Genomic DNA, 15,822 nt, shown 5'->3' on the forward strand with positions numbered 1-15,822 from the left:
GGCATGACCGACACCACCGTGCTGCCGCACGCCGCGCCCTCACCGTCCGCGGCCGCCGATCCGCTGACCATCGGCGGCACCTCCTTCGCCTCCCGTCTGATCATGGGCACCGGCGGGGCGCCCAGCCTGGACGTGCTGGAGCGCTCGCTGCTGGCCTCGGGCACCGAGCTGACCACCGTCGCGATGCGGCGCCTGGACCCGACGGTGCAGGGCTCCGTGCTCTCCGTGCTGGAACGGCACGGCATCCGCGTCCTGCCGAACACCGCGGGCTGCTACACCGCGGGCGAGGCGGTGCTGACCGCGCGGCTGGCGCGCGAGGCGCTGGGCACGGACTGGGTGAAGCTGGAGGTCATCGCCGACGAGGACACCCTGCTGCCCGACCCGGTCGAACTGCTGGACGCGGCCGAGACCCTCGTCGACGACGGCTTCACCGTCCTCCCCTACACCAACGACGATCCGGTGCTCGCGCGGAAGCTGGAGGACGTGGGCTGCGCCGCCGTGATGCCGCTCGGCTCCCCCATCGGCTCCGGGCTCGGCATCCGGAACCCGCACAACTTCCAGCTGATCACCGAGCGCGCCCGGGTCCCCGTCGTCCTCGACGCGGGCGCGGGCACGGCCTCGGACGTGGCGCTGGCGATGGAGCTGGGCTGCGACGCGGTGATGCTGGCCTCCGCCGTGACCAGGGCGCAGGAGCCGGTGCTGATGGCCGAGGCGATGCGGCTGGCCGTGGAGTCCGGGCGGCTGGCGCAGCGCGCGGGCCGGATTCCGCGCCGCCACTTCGCGGCGGCCTCGTCCCCGTCGGAGGGCGTGGCGGCGCTCGATCCGGAACGTCCGGCCTTCTCCTGACACCGGCCGTACATCCGGCATCGGCGGACGTACGGCGCCCAACGGACAAGCCGGGCGGGGGCCGTGTCACCGTTCGGCTTCATTCGCCCGGCCCCCGGGCCTCCACGCGCGGGGGCGCCGGCGGCGGCTCGTAGACTCGACGCGATGGATACGACCCTTCAGGACGGGCTGTTCGGACAGGTTCTCGACGGCCGGTACCGCATCGACGGGCGGATCGCCGTCGGCGGCATGGCCACCGTCTATCGCGCGGTGGACACCCGCCTCGACCGCGTGCTCGCCCTGAAAGTGATGCACCCCTCGCTCGCCGCCGACGGAGCCTTCGTCGAGCGGTTCATCCGCGAGGCCAAGTCGGCCGCGCTGCTCGCCCACCCCAATGTCGTGGGCGTCTTCGACCAGGGCACCGACGGCGACTACGTCTACCTGGCCATGGAGTACGTCTCCGGCTGCACGCTCCGCGACGTCCTGCGGGACCGCGGGGCGCTCCAGCCGCGCGCGGCGCTCGACATCCTGGAGCCGGTGCTCGCCGCGCTCGGCGCCGCGCACCGCGCGGGGCTCGTGCACCGCGACATGAAGCCGGAGAACGTGCTGATCGGGGACGACGGCCGGGTCAAGGTCGCCGACTTCGGCCTGGTGAGGGCGGTGGACAGCCAGACCTCCACCAGCACCGAGTCAGTCCTGGGCACCGTCTCCTACCTCGCGCCCGAGCAGATCGAGCACGGCACCGCGGACACCCGCACCGACCTGTACGCCTGCGGCGTGATGCTGCACGAGATGCTCACCGGCGCCAAGCCGCACGCGGGCGGCACCCCGGCCCAGGTGCTCTACCAGCACCTGCACGAGGACGTGGCCGCGCCGTCGCGGTCCGTCCCCGGCCTCGCCGCCGCGCTCGACGGCCTGGTCGCCCGCGCCGCCGCGCGCGCCCCCGAGGCGCGCCCGCAGGACGCGGTCGCGCTGCTGTCGGAGGTGCGCGCCGCCCGCGCCACCCTCACCGAGGCGGAGCTGGACGCCGTCCCGCCGCAGGCCAGGCAGGAGCCGGGGGACGCCGCCGGCACCGAGGCGCGGACGAGCGTGATCGCCCGCGCGGCCGTCACCCCCGTCTCGATGACGCGGCAGACCCCGCTGCCGGACGCGGCGGACGGGGACGCCGGCCCGCTCGACCGCACCAGCCGCTTCAGCCTCCCGGACTCCCCCGCGGGCCGGGGCCGCGCGGGCGGACGCCGGGGCCCGCGCAGGTCCGTCCTCGCCGTGCTCGCCGCCGTGCTGCTGGCGCTGGTGGGCACCGGCTTCTGGTACGTCAACGCGGGCCAGTTCACCCGGACCCCGGCGGTGCTGGACCAGACCCAGGAGAAGGCGACGGAGGCACTCCGGGACGCGGGGCTGGACGTCTCCGTCACCCGCGAGTTCAGCGTGCGCACCGAGAAGGGCCACGTGATCGGCACCGACCCGGCGCCGGGCGAGCGCATCCGCAACACCGGGACGGTGAAGCTGACGGTTTCGCGCGGCCCGAACGAGGTGAAGATCCCGGACCTGTCCGGCACCCCGCTCAAGGACGCCGAGCGCAAGCTCAAGGAGGCGGGCCTCGAACCGGGCGTCGTCAGCCGCAGGTTCGACGCCGAGACCGCGCAGGGCTCGGTCATCGCCACCGAGCCGGGCGCGGGCACCAAACGCCGCCCGGGCACGGCCGTCGCGCTGTCGGTCTCCAAGGGCGCCGAGCTGTCCGTGCCCGACGTGGTCGGCAGCCCGGCCGCCAAGGCGAAGGAGAAGCTGAGCGACGCCGGGTTCACGGTGCGGTTCGCGAAGGAGCGGGTGTTCTCCGGCGAGGCGAAGGGCGCGGTGGCCCGGCAGTCGCCCGGCGAGGGCAGCGCCGCGGCGAAGAACGACACGGTCACGCTCACCCTGTCCAAGGGCCGGGACATGGTGCCGGTGCCCGACGTGGAGGGGAAGGACCGGGACGCGGCGGTCAAGCAGCTCAGGCGCGCCGGGTTCAAGGTCACCACGCACCGCATCTTCATCGGCGACACGGTCTTCAAGCAGACCCCGGGCAGCGGCGGCAAGGCCCCGCGCGGCTCCGGCGTCACCCTCTGGCTGCGGTGACGCCGCCCGTCGCCCGCGCCCGCTGAGGCGTCCGCACCCCGTACGAGGCCCCCGTCGGCATTGCGCCGGCGGGGGCCTCGTCGTGCCGGTACGGCGGGGCCGCGGGCCCGTGCGGGAAGGGCCGTGACGCCGTCCTCTCGGTTCGCCCGAAATGTCCTCGACTTCTCGTGCACACGGATCAACCGAGCGTGTCGAAACCCCCGGCATTCTGTGACGCCACCCATAGGACGCACGTCACTTACGAAATCGCCTAGTGGAAGCAACCCCGGTTCACAGGTGAACAACCGGGCCCCGGGGAGCCCTCGATGCCCGGTTTCTTCGGGTACGGGTCACGAATCCGGATAGTACGTCACACTTTTGATTTGCGTTTTTCGAGCCTTTAACAATTGCTCCCGTCGCACGGCGCCGGGACCGGAAACTCGGCGTGCTACGCCGACCGGCCTCTGCGACGTAAGCAACGAAAGGTTCGCTCGTAATGCGCAGCATTCCCGCCTACGGCCGTATGACCAAGGTCCAGAAGCTTTCCGCCGCCGGCGTCTCGGCGGTTGGCGCGGCCGCCATCGCCCTGACGGTCGTCCCCGGGTCGGCCGACGCGGGTGACGCCTCGCAGGCGTCCGGCGGCAAGGTCGCCGCCGAGCCGGTGGCCTACAGCAACACCTCCGCCACGGTGCCGTCCCAGAGCAAGCACCTGGACACCCAGGTCTCCAGCGCCCAGGAGCGGTCGAAGGAGCAGGCCGAGCGCAAGGCCGCGAAGCGCGCCCACGAGGCACGCAAGCAGGCCCACGAGGAGCGCAAGGCCCGGATCGACGCCCGCAAGGAGCGCATCGCCGACCGGAAGAAGGCCAGCCGCTCCGCCGACCGCCCGGCCGTGAAGAACTACCCGAACAACCTCGACGGCTGGATCCGCGAGGCCCGTTCGATCATGAAGAAGCACGACATCCCCGGCTCCTACGAGGGCATCAAGCGGAACATCATCCGCGAGTCCGGCGGCGACCCGAACGCCGTGAACGACTGGGACATCAACGCGATCAACGGCGTCCCCTCCAAGGGCCTGCTCCAGGTGATCCAGCCCACCTTCGACGCCTACCACGTCAAGGGCACCCCGAAGGACCTGACCGACCCGGTGGCGAACATCGTCGCGGCCTGCAACTACGCGGCCGACCGGTACGGTTCGATGGACAACGTGAACTCGGCATACTGAGTCGTGTGACGACGAACCGAGAGCGCAATCCCATTGGCGGCCATGTCCCCGTAGCCGGGGGCCTGGCCGCCAATGGCCTTTCCTATGCCCGAGAAATCTCGGCGGAGACCGTTCAGGTCTTCGTCGCCAATCCGCGCGGCTGGGCGACCCCTCCGGGTTCTCCGCAGCAGGACGAGGAATTCCGCGCGGCCTGCGCGGAACGTGATCTTCCCGCCTATGTGCACGCGCCCTATCTGATCAATTTCGGTTCGCACACCGAGGCCACGGCCGCCAAGTCCGTTGATTCGATGCGCCATTCACTGCGCCGCGGCCGCGACATCGGCGCCCTCGGCGTCGTCGTCCACACCGGCTCCGCGACCGGCGGCCGCCCCCGCGAGACCGCGCTCGCGCAGGCCCGCGAACTGATGCTGCCGCTGCTGGACGAGCTCACCCACGACGACGACCCGTGGCTGCTGCTGGAGCCGACCGCGGGCCAGGGCGCCTCGCTCTGCTCCCAAGTCCGGGATCTCGGCCCGTACTTCGAGGTCCTGGAGCGGCACCCCCGGCTCGGGGTGTGCCTCGACACCTGCCACGCGCACGCCGCGGGCCACGACCTCTCGGCTCCGGGCGGGATGAAGCAGGCCCTCGACGAGCTGGAGTCGGTGACCGGCCCCGGCCGGCTGAAGCTGATCCACGCCAACGACTCGAAGGACGTCGCCGGCGCGCACAAGGACCGGCACGCGAACATCGGCGCGGGCGACATCGGCGCCGAACCCTTCGGCGAACTCCTGGCACACCCCGTGACGGACGGCGTACCGCTGGTGATCGAGACGCCGGGCGGCAAGGAGGGGCACGCGGCGGACATCGCCCGCCTCAAGGAGCTCCGCGACCACTGCCGCCCCGCCTGAGGCGCACCGCGCCCGCTTCAAGAACCGAAGAGACGCCAACGCCGTTGGGCGGGCTACAACTGCGGCCCGTCCTCCGGCCCCTCCTGGTACGAGTAGCGCTGCTCCTGCCAGGGGTCACCGATGTTGTGGTACCCCCGCTCCTCCCAGAAGCCGCGCCGGTCCGCCGTCATGTACTCGATGCCGCGCACCCACTTGGGGCCCTTCCAGGCGTAGAGGTGCGGCACGACCAGGCGGACGGGGAACCCGTGCTCGGCGGTGAGGAGTTCGCCGGCGCGGTGCGTGGCGAAGAGGGTGTGCTCGGCGGTGAAGTCCGCCAGCCGCAGGTTCGAGCTGAACCCGTACTCGGCCCAGACCATGACGTGCGTGACGTCCTCGGCGGGCGGCGCGAGCTCCATGACCGTACGGGCACGGACGCCGCCCCACTCGGCGCCGAGCATGCTGAACTTGGTCACGCAGTGCAGATCGGCGACCACGGTGTCGTACGGCAGGGCCGTGAACTCCTCGTGGTTCCAGCAGTGCTTCTCGCCGTCCGCGGTGGCACCGAAGACCCGGAACTCCCAGCGCTCCGGCTTGAACTTCGGGACCGGGCCGTAGTGGGTGACCGGCCATCCGCGCTGGAGCCGCTGTCCCGGCGGAAGCTCCGACTGCTCCCCTTCAAGACTTCGCGGCTGACCCATGGCTCCATGGTGACAGACCCCACCGCGGCCGGTGACCGCACCCCGCCGGTGAGGCCGGGCCGGTACGCCCCGGCGGACGCGGACCCGCCGCGCACTCTCCCGCCGTACTCAGCGCGGGAATTCGGGCAATTTCGGTAAGCCTGTACTTACTGGACTGTGTCACCGGGGCAGTGCAAGGATGCGCGATGCGCGCGTAACCCACGTCACATTCGCCCCTGGAAGGAGCCCTTTGCCATGCAGGGCGACCCCGAGGTCATCGAGTTCCTGAACGAGCAGCTGACCGCCGAGCTGACGGCGATCAACCAGTACTTCCTGCACGCCAAGATGCAGGAGAACAACGGCTGGCCGAAGCTGGCGAAATACACCCGGTCCGAGTCGTTCGACGAGATGAAGCACGCGGAGAAGCTCACCGACCGCATCCTCTTCCTCGACGGACTGCCGAACTACCAGCGGCTCTTCCACGTACGCATCGGGCAGACCGTCACCGAGATGTTCCAGGCGGACCGCCAGATCGAGGTCGAGGCGATCGACCGGCTGAAGCGCGGGATCGAGGTGATGCGCAACAAGGGCGACATCACCTCGGCGAACCTCTTCGAGGACATCCTGGAGGACGAGGAGCACCACATCGACTACCTCGACACCCAGCTGGAACTGGTCGAGAAGCTCGGTGAGGCCCTCTACATCGCGCAGCTCGTGGAACAGCCCGAGTAGAACGGGCCGCTAGGCCGCCTCGGCGGCGACCGCCGGAAGAGGCGTGGGAACGGGGGCGACGGGCGGCGCGGTCTCGGCGCGTTCCGTCGTGGCCGCGGTGGAGGCGGCGGTCGCGGCGGGAGCCAGCGGGGCCTCCCCGCGCTCCAGCGCCTCACGGCGGGGGCAGCTGCCCCGGCCGAGAATTCCCTGGATCCGGCGCACGCACGAACCGCAGTCGGTGCCCGCCTTGCTGGCGGAAGCTATCTGCCGGGGGGTGCAGGCGCCGGATTCCGCATGCTCGCGGACCTGCTGCTCGGTGACCCCGAAGCAGGAGCACACGTACACGCGGATCACCTCCCAGCACTGCTGTTCCGTCTCGGCCCCACTCAGTAAGGCCAACCTAACCTTACCCTTCCGGCGGTGTCCACAAAACAGCGAGGGGGCCCACGTCTCTGTGACGCGGGCCCCACTCGTCTCACCGCCGGGGGCGCGTGCGCACCGGGGTGCGCACGGCCGGCTCACTGGTCGCGGTACATCTCCGCGACGAGGAACGCGAGGTCCAGCGACTGACTGCGGTTGAGCCGCGGGTCGCAGGCCGTCTCGTAGCGCTGGTGCAGGTCGTCGACGAAGATCTCGTCGCCGCCGCCCACGCACTCCGTGACGTCGTCGCCCGTCAGCTCCATGTGGATGCCGCCGGGGTGGGTGCCGAGGCCCTTGTGGACCTCGAAGAAGCCCTTGACCTCGTCCAGCACGTCGTCGAAGCGCCGGGTCTTGTGGCCGCTGGCCGCCTCGAAGGTGTTGCCGTGCATCGGGTCGCAGACCCAGGCCACCTGGGCGCCGGAGGCGGCGACCTTCTCCACCAGGGTGGGCAGCCGGTCGCGGATCTTGTCCGCTCCCATGCGCGTGATGAAGGTCAGACGGCCGGGCTCACGGTCCGGGTCGATCTTGTCGATCAGCGTGAGCGCCTCTTCCGGCGTCGTCGTCGGGCCCAGCTTCACGCCGACGGGGTTGCGCACCTTCGAGGCGAACTCGATGTGCGCGCCGTCCAGCTGCCGGGTCCGCTCGCCGATCCAGATCATGTGCCCGGAGACGTCGTACAGCTCGCCGCTGCGCGAGTCCGTGCGCGTCAGGGCCGACTCGTAGTCCAGCAGCAGCGCCTCGTGCGAGCTGAAGAACTCGACCGTCTTCAGCTCCTCCGGGTCCGTCCCGCAGGCGTGCATGAACTTCAGGGCCTGGTCGATCTCGCGGGCCAGCGCCTCGTAACGCTGCCCGGACGGCGAGGACTTGACGAAGTCCTGGTTCCAGGCGTGCACCTGGCGCAGGTCCGCGTAGCCGCCCGTGGTGAAGGCGCGTACGAGGTTCAGCGTGGAGGCGGACGCGTGGTACATCCGCTTCAGCCGCTCCGGGTCGGGGCGGCGGGCCTCCTCGGTGAACTCGAAGCCGTTGACCGAGTCGCCGCGGTAGGTCGGCAGCGTCACGCCGTCCCGGGTCTCGGTGGGCTTGGAGCGGGGCTTGCTGTACTGGCCGGCGATCCGGCCGACCTTGACCACCGGCACCGAGCCGGCGTAGGTGAGCACGGCGCCCATCTGCAGGAGCGTCTTCAGCTTGTTCCGGATGTGCTCGGCGCTGACCTGGTCGAACGCCTCCGCGCAGTCGCCGCCCTGGAGCAGGAACGCCTCACCGCGCGCCACGGCACCCAGGCGGGCGCGCAGCTGGTCGCACTCGCCCGCGAAGACGAGAGGCGGATAGGACTCGAGCTCGGCCACGGCAGAGCGCAGAGCCTCACGGTCCGGCCACTCAGGCTGCTGCGCCGCGGGAAGGTGTTGCCAGGTGTTCGCACCGGCGTCGGGATTGGCGTTCACAGTCACGGGTCAACAGTACGTGTTCCGCCGGTGCGGTCAGCGGGCCGCCCGCCCACTGAGACGGCCTGTCCACATCCGCCGCCGATCCGTCGTACCGGGTCCGCTACCGCGTGTTAGGGTGCCGCTCATGTTCGCGCAGACCCGCATCAGCAACTGGTGGTGGACCGCTCATCCGGCGGCCACCTGATCTGCGCGCGACTCCACGAACGACGCGAAGGCCGCCCGAGGGGCGGCCTTCGGTGTTTCCGCGGCCGTTCCTCTCCCGACAGCACCCCTGACCGGAAGGAACCCCGATGCCGCACCCCAGCTCCCCCGAAGTCTCCCCGGAGCGGCTCTCCGCCGACGCCGCCGCCGGGCTGATCGCCGCGCTGCTCCGGGACGACGCGCCGCCCTTCGCGCTGCTGCGCCGGCGCACCCCGGGCCGGGACGCGGACACCGTCGAGGTGCTCACCGGCCCCGTCACCGAGGTCGAGGAGCTGGCCGCGATCCCCTCCGGGCCGCTGGGCGCGCTCGCGCTCGTCCCCTTCCGGCAGATCCGCGAGCGCGGCTTCGACGTACGGGACGACGGCACCCCGCTGTCCGTGCTCGTCCCCGAGCGGATCCGTGAACTGCCCCTGGAGAGCGTGCTGGAGGCGCTGCCCGGGCACCGGGTGCGGGTCGAGGGCGGGGCCTTCGACGTCGGGGACGCGGAGTACGAGGAGATCGTGCGCCGGGTCGTGGAGGACGAGATCGGCGCGGGCGAGGGCGCGAACTTCGTCGTCCAGCGCTCGTACCGCGCCGGGATCCCCGGCTTCTCGCGGGCCGACGCGCTCGCCCTGTTCGGGCGGCTGCTGCGCGGGGAGCAGGGCGCGTACTGGACGTTCGTGGTGCACACCGGGAAGGGGGCACCTCCCGCCCGAGCAGAGCGAAGCGGAGTTCGAGGGTGGGGGAGGGCGCTGGTGGGCGCGAGTCCGGAGGTGCACGTGCGGATGAGCGGCGACACCGTCGTGATGAATCCCATCAGCGGCACCTACCGGTATCCGCCGGAGGGGCCGAGCCCGGAGGAGCTGCTGGAGTTCCTGGCCGACCGCAAGGAGAGCGAGGAGCTGTCCATGGTGGTCGACGAGGAGCTGAAGATGATGTGCGCGGTGGGCGACCGCGGCGGCGTCGTCGTCGGACCGCGGCTGAAGGAGATGGCGCACCTCGCGCACACCGAGTACGAGCTGCGCGGCCGCAGCACCTGGGACGTGCGGGACGTGCTGCGCGAGACGATGTTCGCGGCGACGGTCACCGGATCGCCCGTGGAGAACGCCTGCCGCGTCATCGAGCGCCACGAACCGGCCGGGCCCTCGGGGACGGCCGGGCGCGGGTACTACGCGGGCGCGCTCGCGCTGATCGGCCCGGAGACCGGCGAGGCGGCCGGGCGCTCGCTCGACTCCCCCATCCTGATCCGCACCGCCGACATCGACGCCGCCACCGGCGCCCTGCGGCTGTCCGTCGGCGCCACCCTCGTCCGGGCGTCCGACCCGGCGAGCGAGGTGGCCGAGACGTACGCGAAGGCCGCCGGGGTGCTGACCGCGCTCGGGGTGCGCGAGGGGGCCCGGCGGGCGCCGCGGGAGGGGGCTCGGCTGGCGGAGGACCCGCGGGTGCTGGCCGCGCTGGAGGCGCGGCGCGCGGACCTGGCGCCGTTCTGGCTGCGGATGCGGACGGCGGAGGCCCTTCCGGAACCGCGCGGGCGGGTCCTCGTCGTCGACGGGGAGGACACCTTCACCTCGATGCTCCGGCACCTGCTGCGCTCCACCGGCTACGAGGTGACGGTGCTGCGCTACGACGAGCCGGGGCTGCGGGAGGCCGCGCTGTCCTTCGCGGGGCCTGTGGTGCTCGGGCCGGGGCCGGGCGACCCGGGGGACGAGCGGGACCCGAAGATGCGGTTCCTGCGCGGCCTGGCCGCCGATCTGGTGCGGGCCCACCGGGGCGCGTCCGGCCGTCCCTCGCTGCTGGGCGTCTGCCTGGGGCACGAGTTGCTCGCTGCGGAGCTGGGACTGGAGATCGTCCGGAAGGAGCGTCCGTTCCAGGGCGCTCAGGAGCGGATCGACCTGTTCGGGCAGCGGGAGACCGTCGGCTTCTACAACTCCTACAGCGCCCGCTGCGACGACGAGGCGGCGGCGGAACTGGCGCTGCACCACGTCGAGTTGAGCCGCGACGAGGAGACCGGCGAGGTGCACGCGCTGCGCGGGCCCGGCTTCGCGGGCGTGCAGTTCCACCCCGAGTCGGTGCTGACGCTGGACGGGGTGGGGATCACCGCCCGGCTGCTGGAGGCCGTTCTCGTGTGACGGGGCCGACGAGGACGTTCTCGCTGTCGCGTCCGGCCAGGTAGTCCTCGATGTTGTTCACCGTCGTGCCGACGATCTGGCCGACCGCTTCCTTGGTGTAGTACGCCTGGTGCGAGGTGACCAGGACGTTGGGGAAGGTCATCAGCCGGGCGAGGGTCTCGTCGGTGACGACGTCGAGGGAGCGGTCGAGGAAGAACAGCCCGGCCTCCGCCTCGTACACGTCGAGCCCGACGCCGGTGAAGCGGCCCCTGCGGAGCTGGCCGACCAGCGCTTCGGTGTCGACGAGGCCGCCGCGGCTGGTGTTGACCAGCAGCGCGTCCTCCTTCATCAGCCGCAGCGCGTCGGCGTCGAGCAGGTGGTGGGTCTCGGGCATCAGCGGCACGTGCAGGCTGACGAGGTCGGACTCGGCCAGCAGCGTGGGCAGTTCGGCGTACTCCATGCCGAGCGCGGCGCAGGCCGGGTTCTCCCGCGCGTCCCAGCCGAGCAGCCGCATCCCGAAGCCGTGCGCGATGCGCGCGAACGCCTCGCCGATCCGGCCCGTGCCGACGATCCCGGCGGTGCGGCCGTGCATGTCCCGGCCCATCAGCCCGTCCAGCCGGAAGTCGAACTCGCGGGTGCGGCGCACGGCGCGGGGGACGCGCCGTCCCGCCGCGGTGGCCAGCGCCCAGGCGAACTCGGCGACGGAGTACGGCGAGTAGTACGCGACCCGGGCCACGGTGAGGCCGAGCTCCTCGGCGACGTCGAGGGCGATGTTGTTGAAGCCGGTGGCGCGCTGGGCGATCATCCGCGTGCCGTTGGCCGCGAGGACGCCCAGCACGCCGGAGTCCAGCCGCGCGTTGACGCTGACGCTGACGACCTCGTGGCCCGCGGCGAGCGGCGCGGTGTCGCGGTTGAGGAACACGTCGAGGCAGCGGACCCGGTGCTCGCGGTCGGCGCACGCCTTCTCCAGCAACGGCTTCTCGTCGGCCTGGACGCCGAACGCGAGGATCTCCACGGCTTCTCCTCCTCGGCCCGCCCCTGGCGCGGGGCGGGCCGCCGGGTGGTCGACTGGGCGGTACGGGGCGGGTGTTCGGGCGTCAGCCGAAGAAGACGCCGGCCTCCTCGTACAGCGCCGGGTCGACGGTCTTGAGCCGGGCCGTGGCCTCGGAGAGCGGGACCCGCACGATGTCCGTGCCGCGGAGGGCGACCATGGTGCCCCAGTCCTGCTCGTGCACGGCGTCGATGGCGTGCAGTCCGAAGCGGGTGGCGAGCCAGCGGTCGAAGGCGCTCGGGGTGCCGCCGCGCTGGATGTGCCCCAGCACCGTCGTCCGCGCCTCCTTTCCGGTGCGCGACTCGATCTGCTTCGCGAGCCACTCGCCGACGCCGGAGAGCCGTACGTGCCCGAACGAGTCCTGCGAGCCGTCCTTGAGCACCATCCCGCCGCCCTTGGGCACGGCGCCCTCGGCGACCACGACGATCGGCGCGTAGCTCGCCCGGAAGCGGGAGGTGACCCAGCCGCAGACCTCGTCCACGTCGAAGGGCTGCTCGGGGATCAGGACGCAGTTCGCGCCGCCGGCGAGGCCGGAGTGCAGCGCGATCCAGCCCGCGTGCCGGCCCATCACCTCGACGACGAGCACCCGCATGTGCGACTCCGCCGTGGTGTGCAGCCGGTCGATGGCCTCGGTGGCGACGCCGACGGCGGTGTCGAAGCCGAAGGTGTAGTCGGTCGCGGAGAGGTCGTTGTCGATGGTCTTGGGGACGCCGACGCAGTGCACGCCGTGCTCCTGGACGAGGCGGGCGGCGACGCCGAGGGTGTCCTCGCCGCCGATCGCGATCAGCGCGTCGACCTCCTCCTTGGCCAGGGTGGCGTTGATGCGGCGGACGCCGTCCGCCTCCTTGAACGGATTGGTGCGCGAGGAGCCGAGGATCGTCCCGCCGCGCGGCAGCGTGCCGCGTACGGCCGGGATGTCGAGGCGCACCGTGTCCCCCTCCAGCAGCCCGTGCCAGCCGTCGCGGAAGCCGACGAACTCGCAGCCGTACCGCTGGACTCCCTTGCGGACGACGGCACGCATCACCGCGTTCAGCCCGGGGCAGTCGCCGCCACCGGTCAGCACTCCGACCCGCATGAGGTCTCCCTTCTCCGTGGACGCCGGACACAACGGCGGTCACCGTAGCGGTGATCCAGGTCACACGGGATGGGTGCGGAGGGCCGGAATTGCCCCAACTCTCCCCGGAATCACGGGAACACGGGGACGAGGGCACGACGAGGCACCACCCGAACGAAGGACGGAACGGGCGGCGCGGAAAGAGGGATTCCGGGGAACGGGCCCCGGCCTACTCGCTGTCGAGCCCCCGTTCGATCGCGTACCGGACGAGCTCCACCCGGTTGTGCAACTGGAGCTTGCCCAGGGTGTTCTGGACGTGGTTCTGCACGGTGCGGTGCGAGATGACGAGCCGTTCCGCGATCTGCTTGTAGCTCAGCCCCTTCGCGACCAGCCGCAGCACCTCCGTCTCCCGCTCCGTCAGCTGCGGCGCCGCGGGCTCGTCGGGCTTGGTCTGCACGGGCTCGGCCGCCAGCCGCCGGTACTCGCCGAGCACCAGACCCGCCAGCCCCGGCGTGAAGACCGGGTCGCCCAGCGAGGTGCGCAGCACCGCGTCCTGGAGCTCCTGGGTGCTGGCCGACTTCACCAGATAGCCCGTCGCGCCGGACTTCACGGCCTCCAGCACGTCCGCGTGCTCACCGCTGGCGGAGAGCACCAGGACCCGCAACGACAGGTCGGCGCCGACGAGTTCACGGCAGACCTCGACGCCCGGCAGCCCCGGCAGGTTGAGGTCGAGGACGAGGACGTCGGGGGCCGTCGCGCGGGCCCGCCGCACGGCCTGCTGCCCGTCCCCCGCGGTGGCGACGACGTCGAAGCCCGCCTCCGCCAGGTCGCGGGCGACCGCGTCGCGCCACATCGGATGGTCGTCGACGACCATCACCCTCACCGGCGGGCCGGCCTGCCCGGCCGCCCCCTGCTCCTGCCCCGGCAGTCCGGCGTCCGTCGTCTCACGCGTCATTTCGGCACCTTCAACTCGACTTCTGTCCCCTGCCCCGGGACCGAGGTCAGCTCCGCGCTGCCGCCCAGGTCCCGCAGCCGTCCCCGGATCGAGAGCGCGACGCCCATCCGGCCCTCGGCCTCGGCGTCCGCCAGCCGTCCCGCCGGGATGCCGGGACCGTCGTCCCGGACCGTCACGAGCACCGCGTCGGGCTCGTCCTCCAGCAGGATCCACGCCTGCGCCTCCTCGCCGCCGGGGCCCCCGGCGTGCCGGCGCACGTTGTCCAGCGCCGCGCCGACGGCCGCCGCCAGCTCCCGCGCGGCCTCCACCGGCAGCACGACGGGCGTCCCCGGCTCGGCGTACGAGACGCGGGAGCCCGAGTGCGGCGCGAGCAGGGCCCGTACGTCGCAGTGCCCGTCGTCCGCGGGGGGCGTGCCCTCCGGGTGCGCCGGGGCGGACGCGTCCCGGCTCGCCGGCTCCGCAAGGCCGTCGGCGCCCGTCCGCACGGCGGCGGGCACCTCCGCCTCCGTCCCGTCCCGCTGCGCGGGCACGACGCCGCTGGAGACCAGGGCGCGCAGCGCGGCCTCCTGCTCGCCCGCCATGCGCCCGAGTTCGGCCGCCTCGCCGCCGATCGCGGTGCCGCGGCGCTGCACCATGGCGAGCACCTGGAGCACGCTGTCGTGGATGTCGCGGGCGAGCCGCTCCCGCTCCCGCGTCGCCGCCTCTATCTGGAGCGCGCGGGCGAGGGTCCGCTCACTGGCCCGGGCGACCTCGACGACGTAGCCGATGCCGATGCTGGCCACGCAGACCAGCAGCACGTTGTGCAGCGTGGAGCGGGTGAGCGTACCGCTCTCCACGACGTTCGCGACGCCGACCAGCACCGAGCCGATCGCGCCCCAGCGCCAGCCGCCCTTGATGGCGAAGGCCAGCACCGGGCCCGCCACCCATATCGACGGCAGCGTCGGCCCGACCGCGTCCAGCGCGTCGACGTAGAGCGACAGCAGGATGCCGACGAGGGCGAGCAGCACGTCCGCCGCCAGGAAGCGCTTGGTGCAGCGCCGGGCGGAGGAGACGTTGCGCAGCGTGGCGCCGTTCCAGACCGTGAGGACCAGCAGGTACGCGAGCCCGGCGAGCGGGTGCGCGTACTCGTCGTACATCCAGCAGAAGACGCACAGCGCGTACACCAGTGTCAGTACGCGGTACCCCGTCAGCGCCCGCCACAGCGGTTGTTCGACGGACATTCTCGCCGCCATGCTTGCCCCGCCCCCTCGCATTCCGTGCCCGCCCCGCCCCGCCGCCGTGCCGGGGCCCCGGCGGGTCTACGCCGCCCGCTTCTTCCGCTCGTCCGGACCGTCCCCGCTGTCCGGGCCGTCGTCCCGGCCGCCGTCCCCGGCCCGGGACTTGGCGGCCTTCTCCTCCTCGGCCTGCTTCTTCGCGGCCTCCGCGATCTGCCGCTTGGCGGCCGTCGCGTAGATGTCGACGTACTCCTGGCCGGAGAGCCGCATGATCTCGTACATGACCTCGTCGGTCACCGAACGCTGGATGAAGCGGTCGTTGTCCATGCCCTGGTAGCGGCTGAAGTCCAGCGGGGCGCCGATCCGGATGCCGGGACGCATCAGCTTCGGCACGACCTTGCCGGGCGGCTGGATCTTCTCCGTGTCGATCATCGCGACCGGGATCACCGGGGCGCCGGAGAGCAGCGCGACCCGTGCGAGACCGCCGGGCTTGCCGCGGTAGAGGCGGCCGTCGGGCGAGCGCGTGCCCTCCGGGTAGATGCCGAACAGCTCGCCCCGCTCCAGGACTTCGAGCCCGCTCCTGATCGCCGCCTCGCCCGCGCCGCGCCCGCCGGAGCGGTCGACGGGCAGCTGGCCGACGCCCTTGAAGAACGCCGCCGTCAGCTTGCCCTTGACCCCGGGGGAGGTGAAGTACTCGGCCTTCGCGATGAAGGTGACCTTCCGGTCGAGCACGGCAGGCAGGAAGAAGGAGTCCGAGAAGGACAGGTGATTGCTGGCAAGGATCGCCGGCCCCTCCGAGGGGATGTGCTCCAGCCCCTCGACCCAGGGCCGGAACGCCAGCTTGAGCCCGTTCCCGACCGACAGCTTCATCGCTCCGTAGAACAACCGATACCTCCTGTACGCGACGGCACGAGCCTATCTCGCCCGCGACGGGCGCTCGCCCCGGAGCGTCTTCCCAGGCCACAGCCCCTGCTCGCGGGCCGCTCCGGCGCCGGTGCGC

At 72.2% G+C, this 15,822-nt stretch carries 14 protein-coding genes; 6 read left to right on the forward strand and 8 right to left on the reverse strand.

What is annotated here, in order from left to right; translation table 11 throughout:
* The first annotated feature begins 3 nt into the window (after positions 1-3).
* The 4 genes from HCC30_RS10285 to HCC30_RS10300 all read left to right on the forward strand — a co-directional run bounded on the left by HCC30_RS10285 (position 4) and on the right by HCC30_RS10300 (position 5,028).
* Positions 4-846, forward strand: a complete 843-nt coding sequence (locus HCC30_RS10285; protein WP_169442113.1) for a thiazole synthase — start codon at positions 4-6, stop codon at positions 844-846.
* Between the two features lie 144 nt (positions 847-990).
* Positions 991-2,940 (forward strand): Stk1 family PASTA domain-containing Ser/Thr kinase, encoded by a 1,950-nt coding sequence (pknB, locus tag HCC30_RS10290; RefSeq protein ID WP_169442114.1) that lies wholly within the window; start codon positions 991-993, stop codon positions 2,938-2,940.
* Positions 2,941-3,415: 475 nt separating this feature from the next.
* On the forward strand, positions 3,416-4,141 hold the full coding sequence (locus HCC30_RS10295; RefSeq protein WP_169442115.1) for a transglycosylase SLT domain-containing protein: 726 nt from the start codon (positions 3,416-3,418) through the stop codon (positions 4,139-4,141).
* 5 nt (positions 4,142-4,146) lie between these two features.
* Positions 4,147-5,028 (forward strand): deoxyribonuclease IV, encoded by an 882-nt coding sequence (locus tag HCC30_RS10300; RefSeq protein WP_169442116.1) that lies wholly within the window; start codon positions 4,147-4,149, stop codon positions 5,026-5,028.
* A 53-nt stretch (positions 5,029-5,081) separates the two neighbouring features.
* Here HCC30_RS10300 and HCC30_RS10305 read toward each other — a convergent pair whose 3' ends face one another.
* A complete protein-coding gene (locus tag HCC30_RS10305) occupies positions 5,082-5,705 on the reverse strand; it encodes a sulfite oxidase-like oxidoreductase (protein WP_169442117.1) in 624 nt (207 codons plus the stop codon).
* 234 nt (positions 5,706-5,939) lie between these two features.
* Between HCC30_RS10305 and bfr the strand changes: the two genes are divergently transcribed.
* The gene (gene bfr / locus HCC30_RS10310; protein WP_169442118.1) at positions 5,940-6,416 is read left to right on the forward strand and encodes a bacterioferritin; all 477 of its coding nucleotides are present in this window, start codon (positions 5,940-5,942) and stop codon (positions 6,414-6,416) included.
* Positions 6,417-6,425: 9 nt separating this feature from the next.
* Here bfr and HCC30_RS10315 read toward each other — a convergent pair whose 3' ends face one another.
* Both HCC30_RS10315 and HCC30_RS10320 read right to left on the reverse strand, forming a co-directional pair.
* The gene (locus tag HCC30_RS10315) at positions 6,426-6,740 is read right to left on the reverse strand and encodes a (2Fe-2S)-binding protein (protein WP_169442262.1); all 315 of its coding nucleotides are present in this window, start codon (positions 6,738-6,740) and stop codon (positions 6,426-6,428) included.
* A gap of 173 nt (positions 6,741-6,913) precedes the next feature.
* Positions 6,914-8,263, reverse strand: coding sequence for a 3-deoxy-7-phosphoheptulonate synthase class II (locus HCC30_RS10320; protein ID WP_169442119.1), 1,350 nt, complete (start codon positions 8,261-8,263; stop codon positions 6,914-6,916).
* Positions 8,264-8,550: 287 nt separating this feature from the next.
* Here HCC30_RS10320 and HCC30_RS10330 point away from each other — a divergent pair, with 287 nt between their 5' ends.
* Positions 8,551-10,569 carry an anthranilate synthase family protein gene (locus tag HCC30_RS10330; RefSeq protein ID WP_169442121.1) on the forward strand — a complete coding sequence of 673 codons (2,019 nt, stop codon included), beginning with the start codon at positions 8,551-8,553 and terminating at the stop codon, positions 10,567-10,569.
* Here HCC30_RS10330 and HCC30_RS10335 read toward each other — a convergent pair.
* From HCC30_RS10335 to HCC30_RS10355, 5 genes are all read right to left on the reverse strand, one after another.
* Positions 10,535-11,563, reverse strand: coding sequence for a 2-hydroxyacid dehydrogenase (locus tag HCC30_RS10335; RefSeq protein WP_169442122.1), 1,029 nt, complete (start codon positions 11,561-11,563; stop codon positions 10,535-10,537). The genes HCC30_RS10330 and HCC30_RS10335 overlap by 35 nt on opposite strands.
* 82 nt (positions 11,564-11,645) lie before the next feature.
* Positions 11,646-12,674 carry a 6-phosphofructokinase gene (locus tag HCC30_RS10340; protein WP_169442123.1) on the reverse strand — a complete coding sequence of 343 codons (1,029 nt, stop codon included), beginning with the start codon at positions 12,672-12,674 and terminating at the stop codon, positions 11,646-11,648.
* A gap of 208 nt (positions 12,675-12,882) precedes the next feature.
* Positions 12,883-13,527 carry a response regulator transcription factor gene (locus HCC30_RS10345; protein ID WP_240979490.1) on the reverse strand — a complete coding sequence of 215 codons (645 nt, stop codon included), beginning with the start codon at positions 13,525-13,527 and terminating at the stop codon, positions 12,883-12,885.
* Positions 13,528-13,604: 77 nt separating this feature from the next.
* Positions 13,605-14,840, reverse strand: coding sequence for a DUF5931 domain-containing protein (locus HCC30_RS10350; RefSeq protein WP_240979455.1), 1,236 nt, complete (start codon positions 14,838-14,840; stop codon positions 13,605-13,607).
* 66 nt (positions 14,841-14,906) lie between these two features.
* Entirely contained in the window at positions 14,907-15,707 is an 801-nt protein-coding gene (locus tag HCC30_RS10355) for a lysophospholipid acyltransferase family protein (RefSeq protein WP_169442125.1), read from the reverse strand.
* Between the last annotated feature and the right edge of the window lie 115 nt (positions 15,708-15,822).

The sequence above is a fragment of the Streptomyces sp. HNM0574 genome (assembly GCF_012726235.1).
GTDB lineage: Bacteria > Actinomycetota > Actinomycetes > Streptomycetales > Streptomycetaceae > Streptomyces.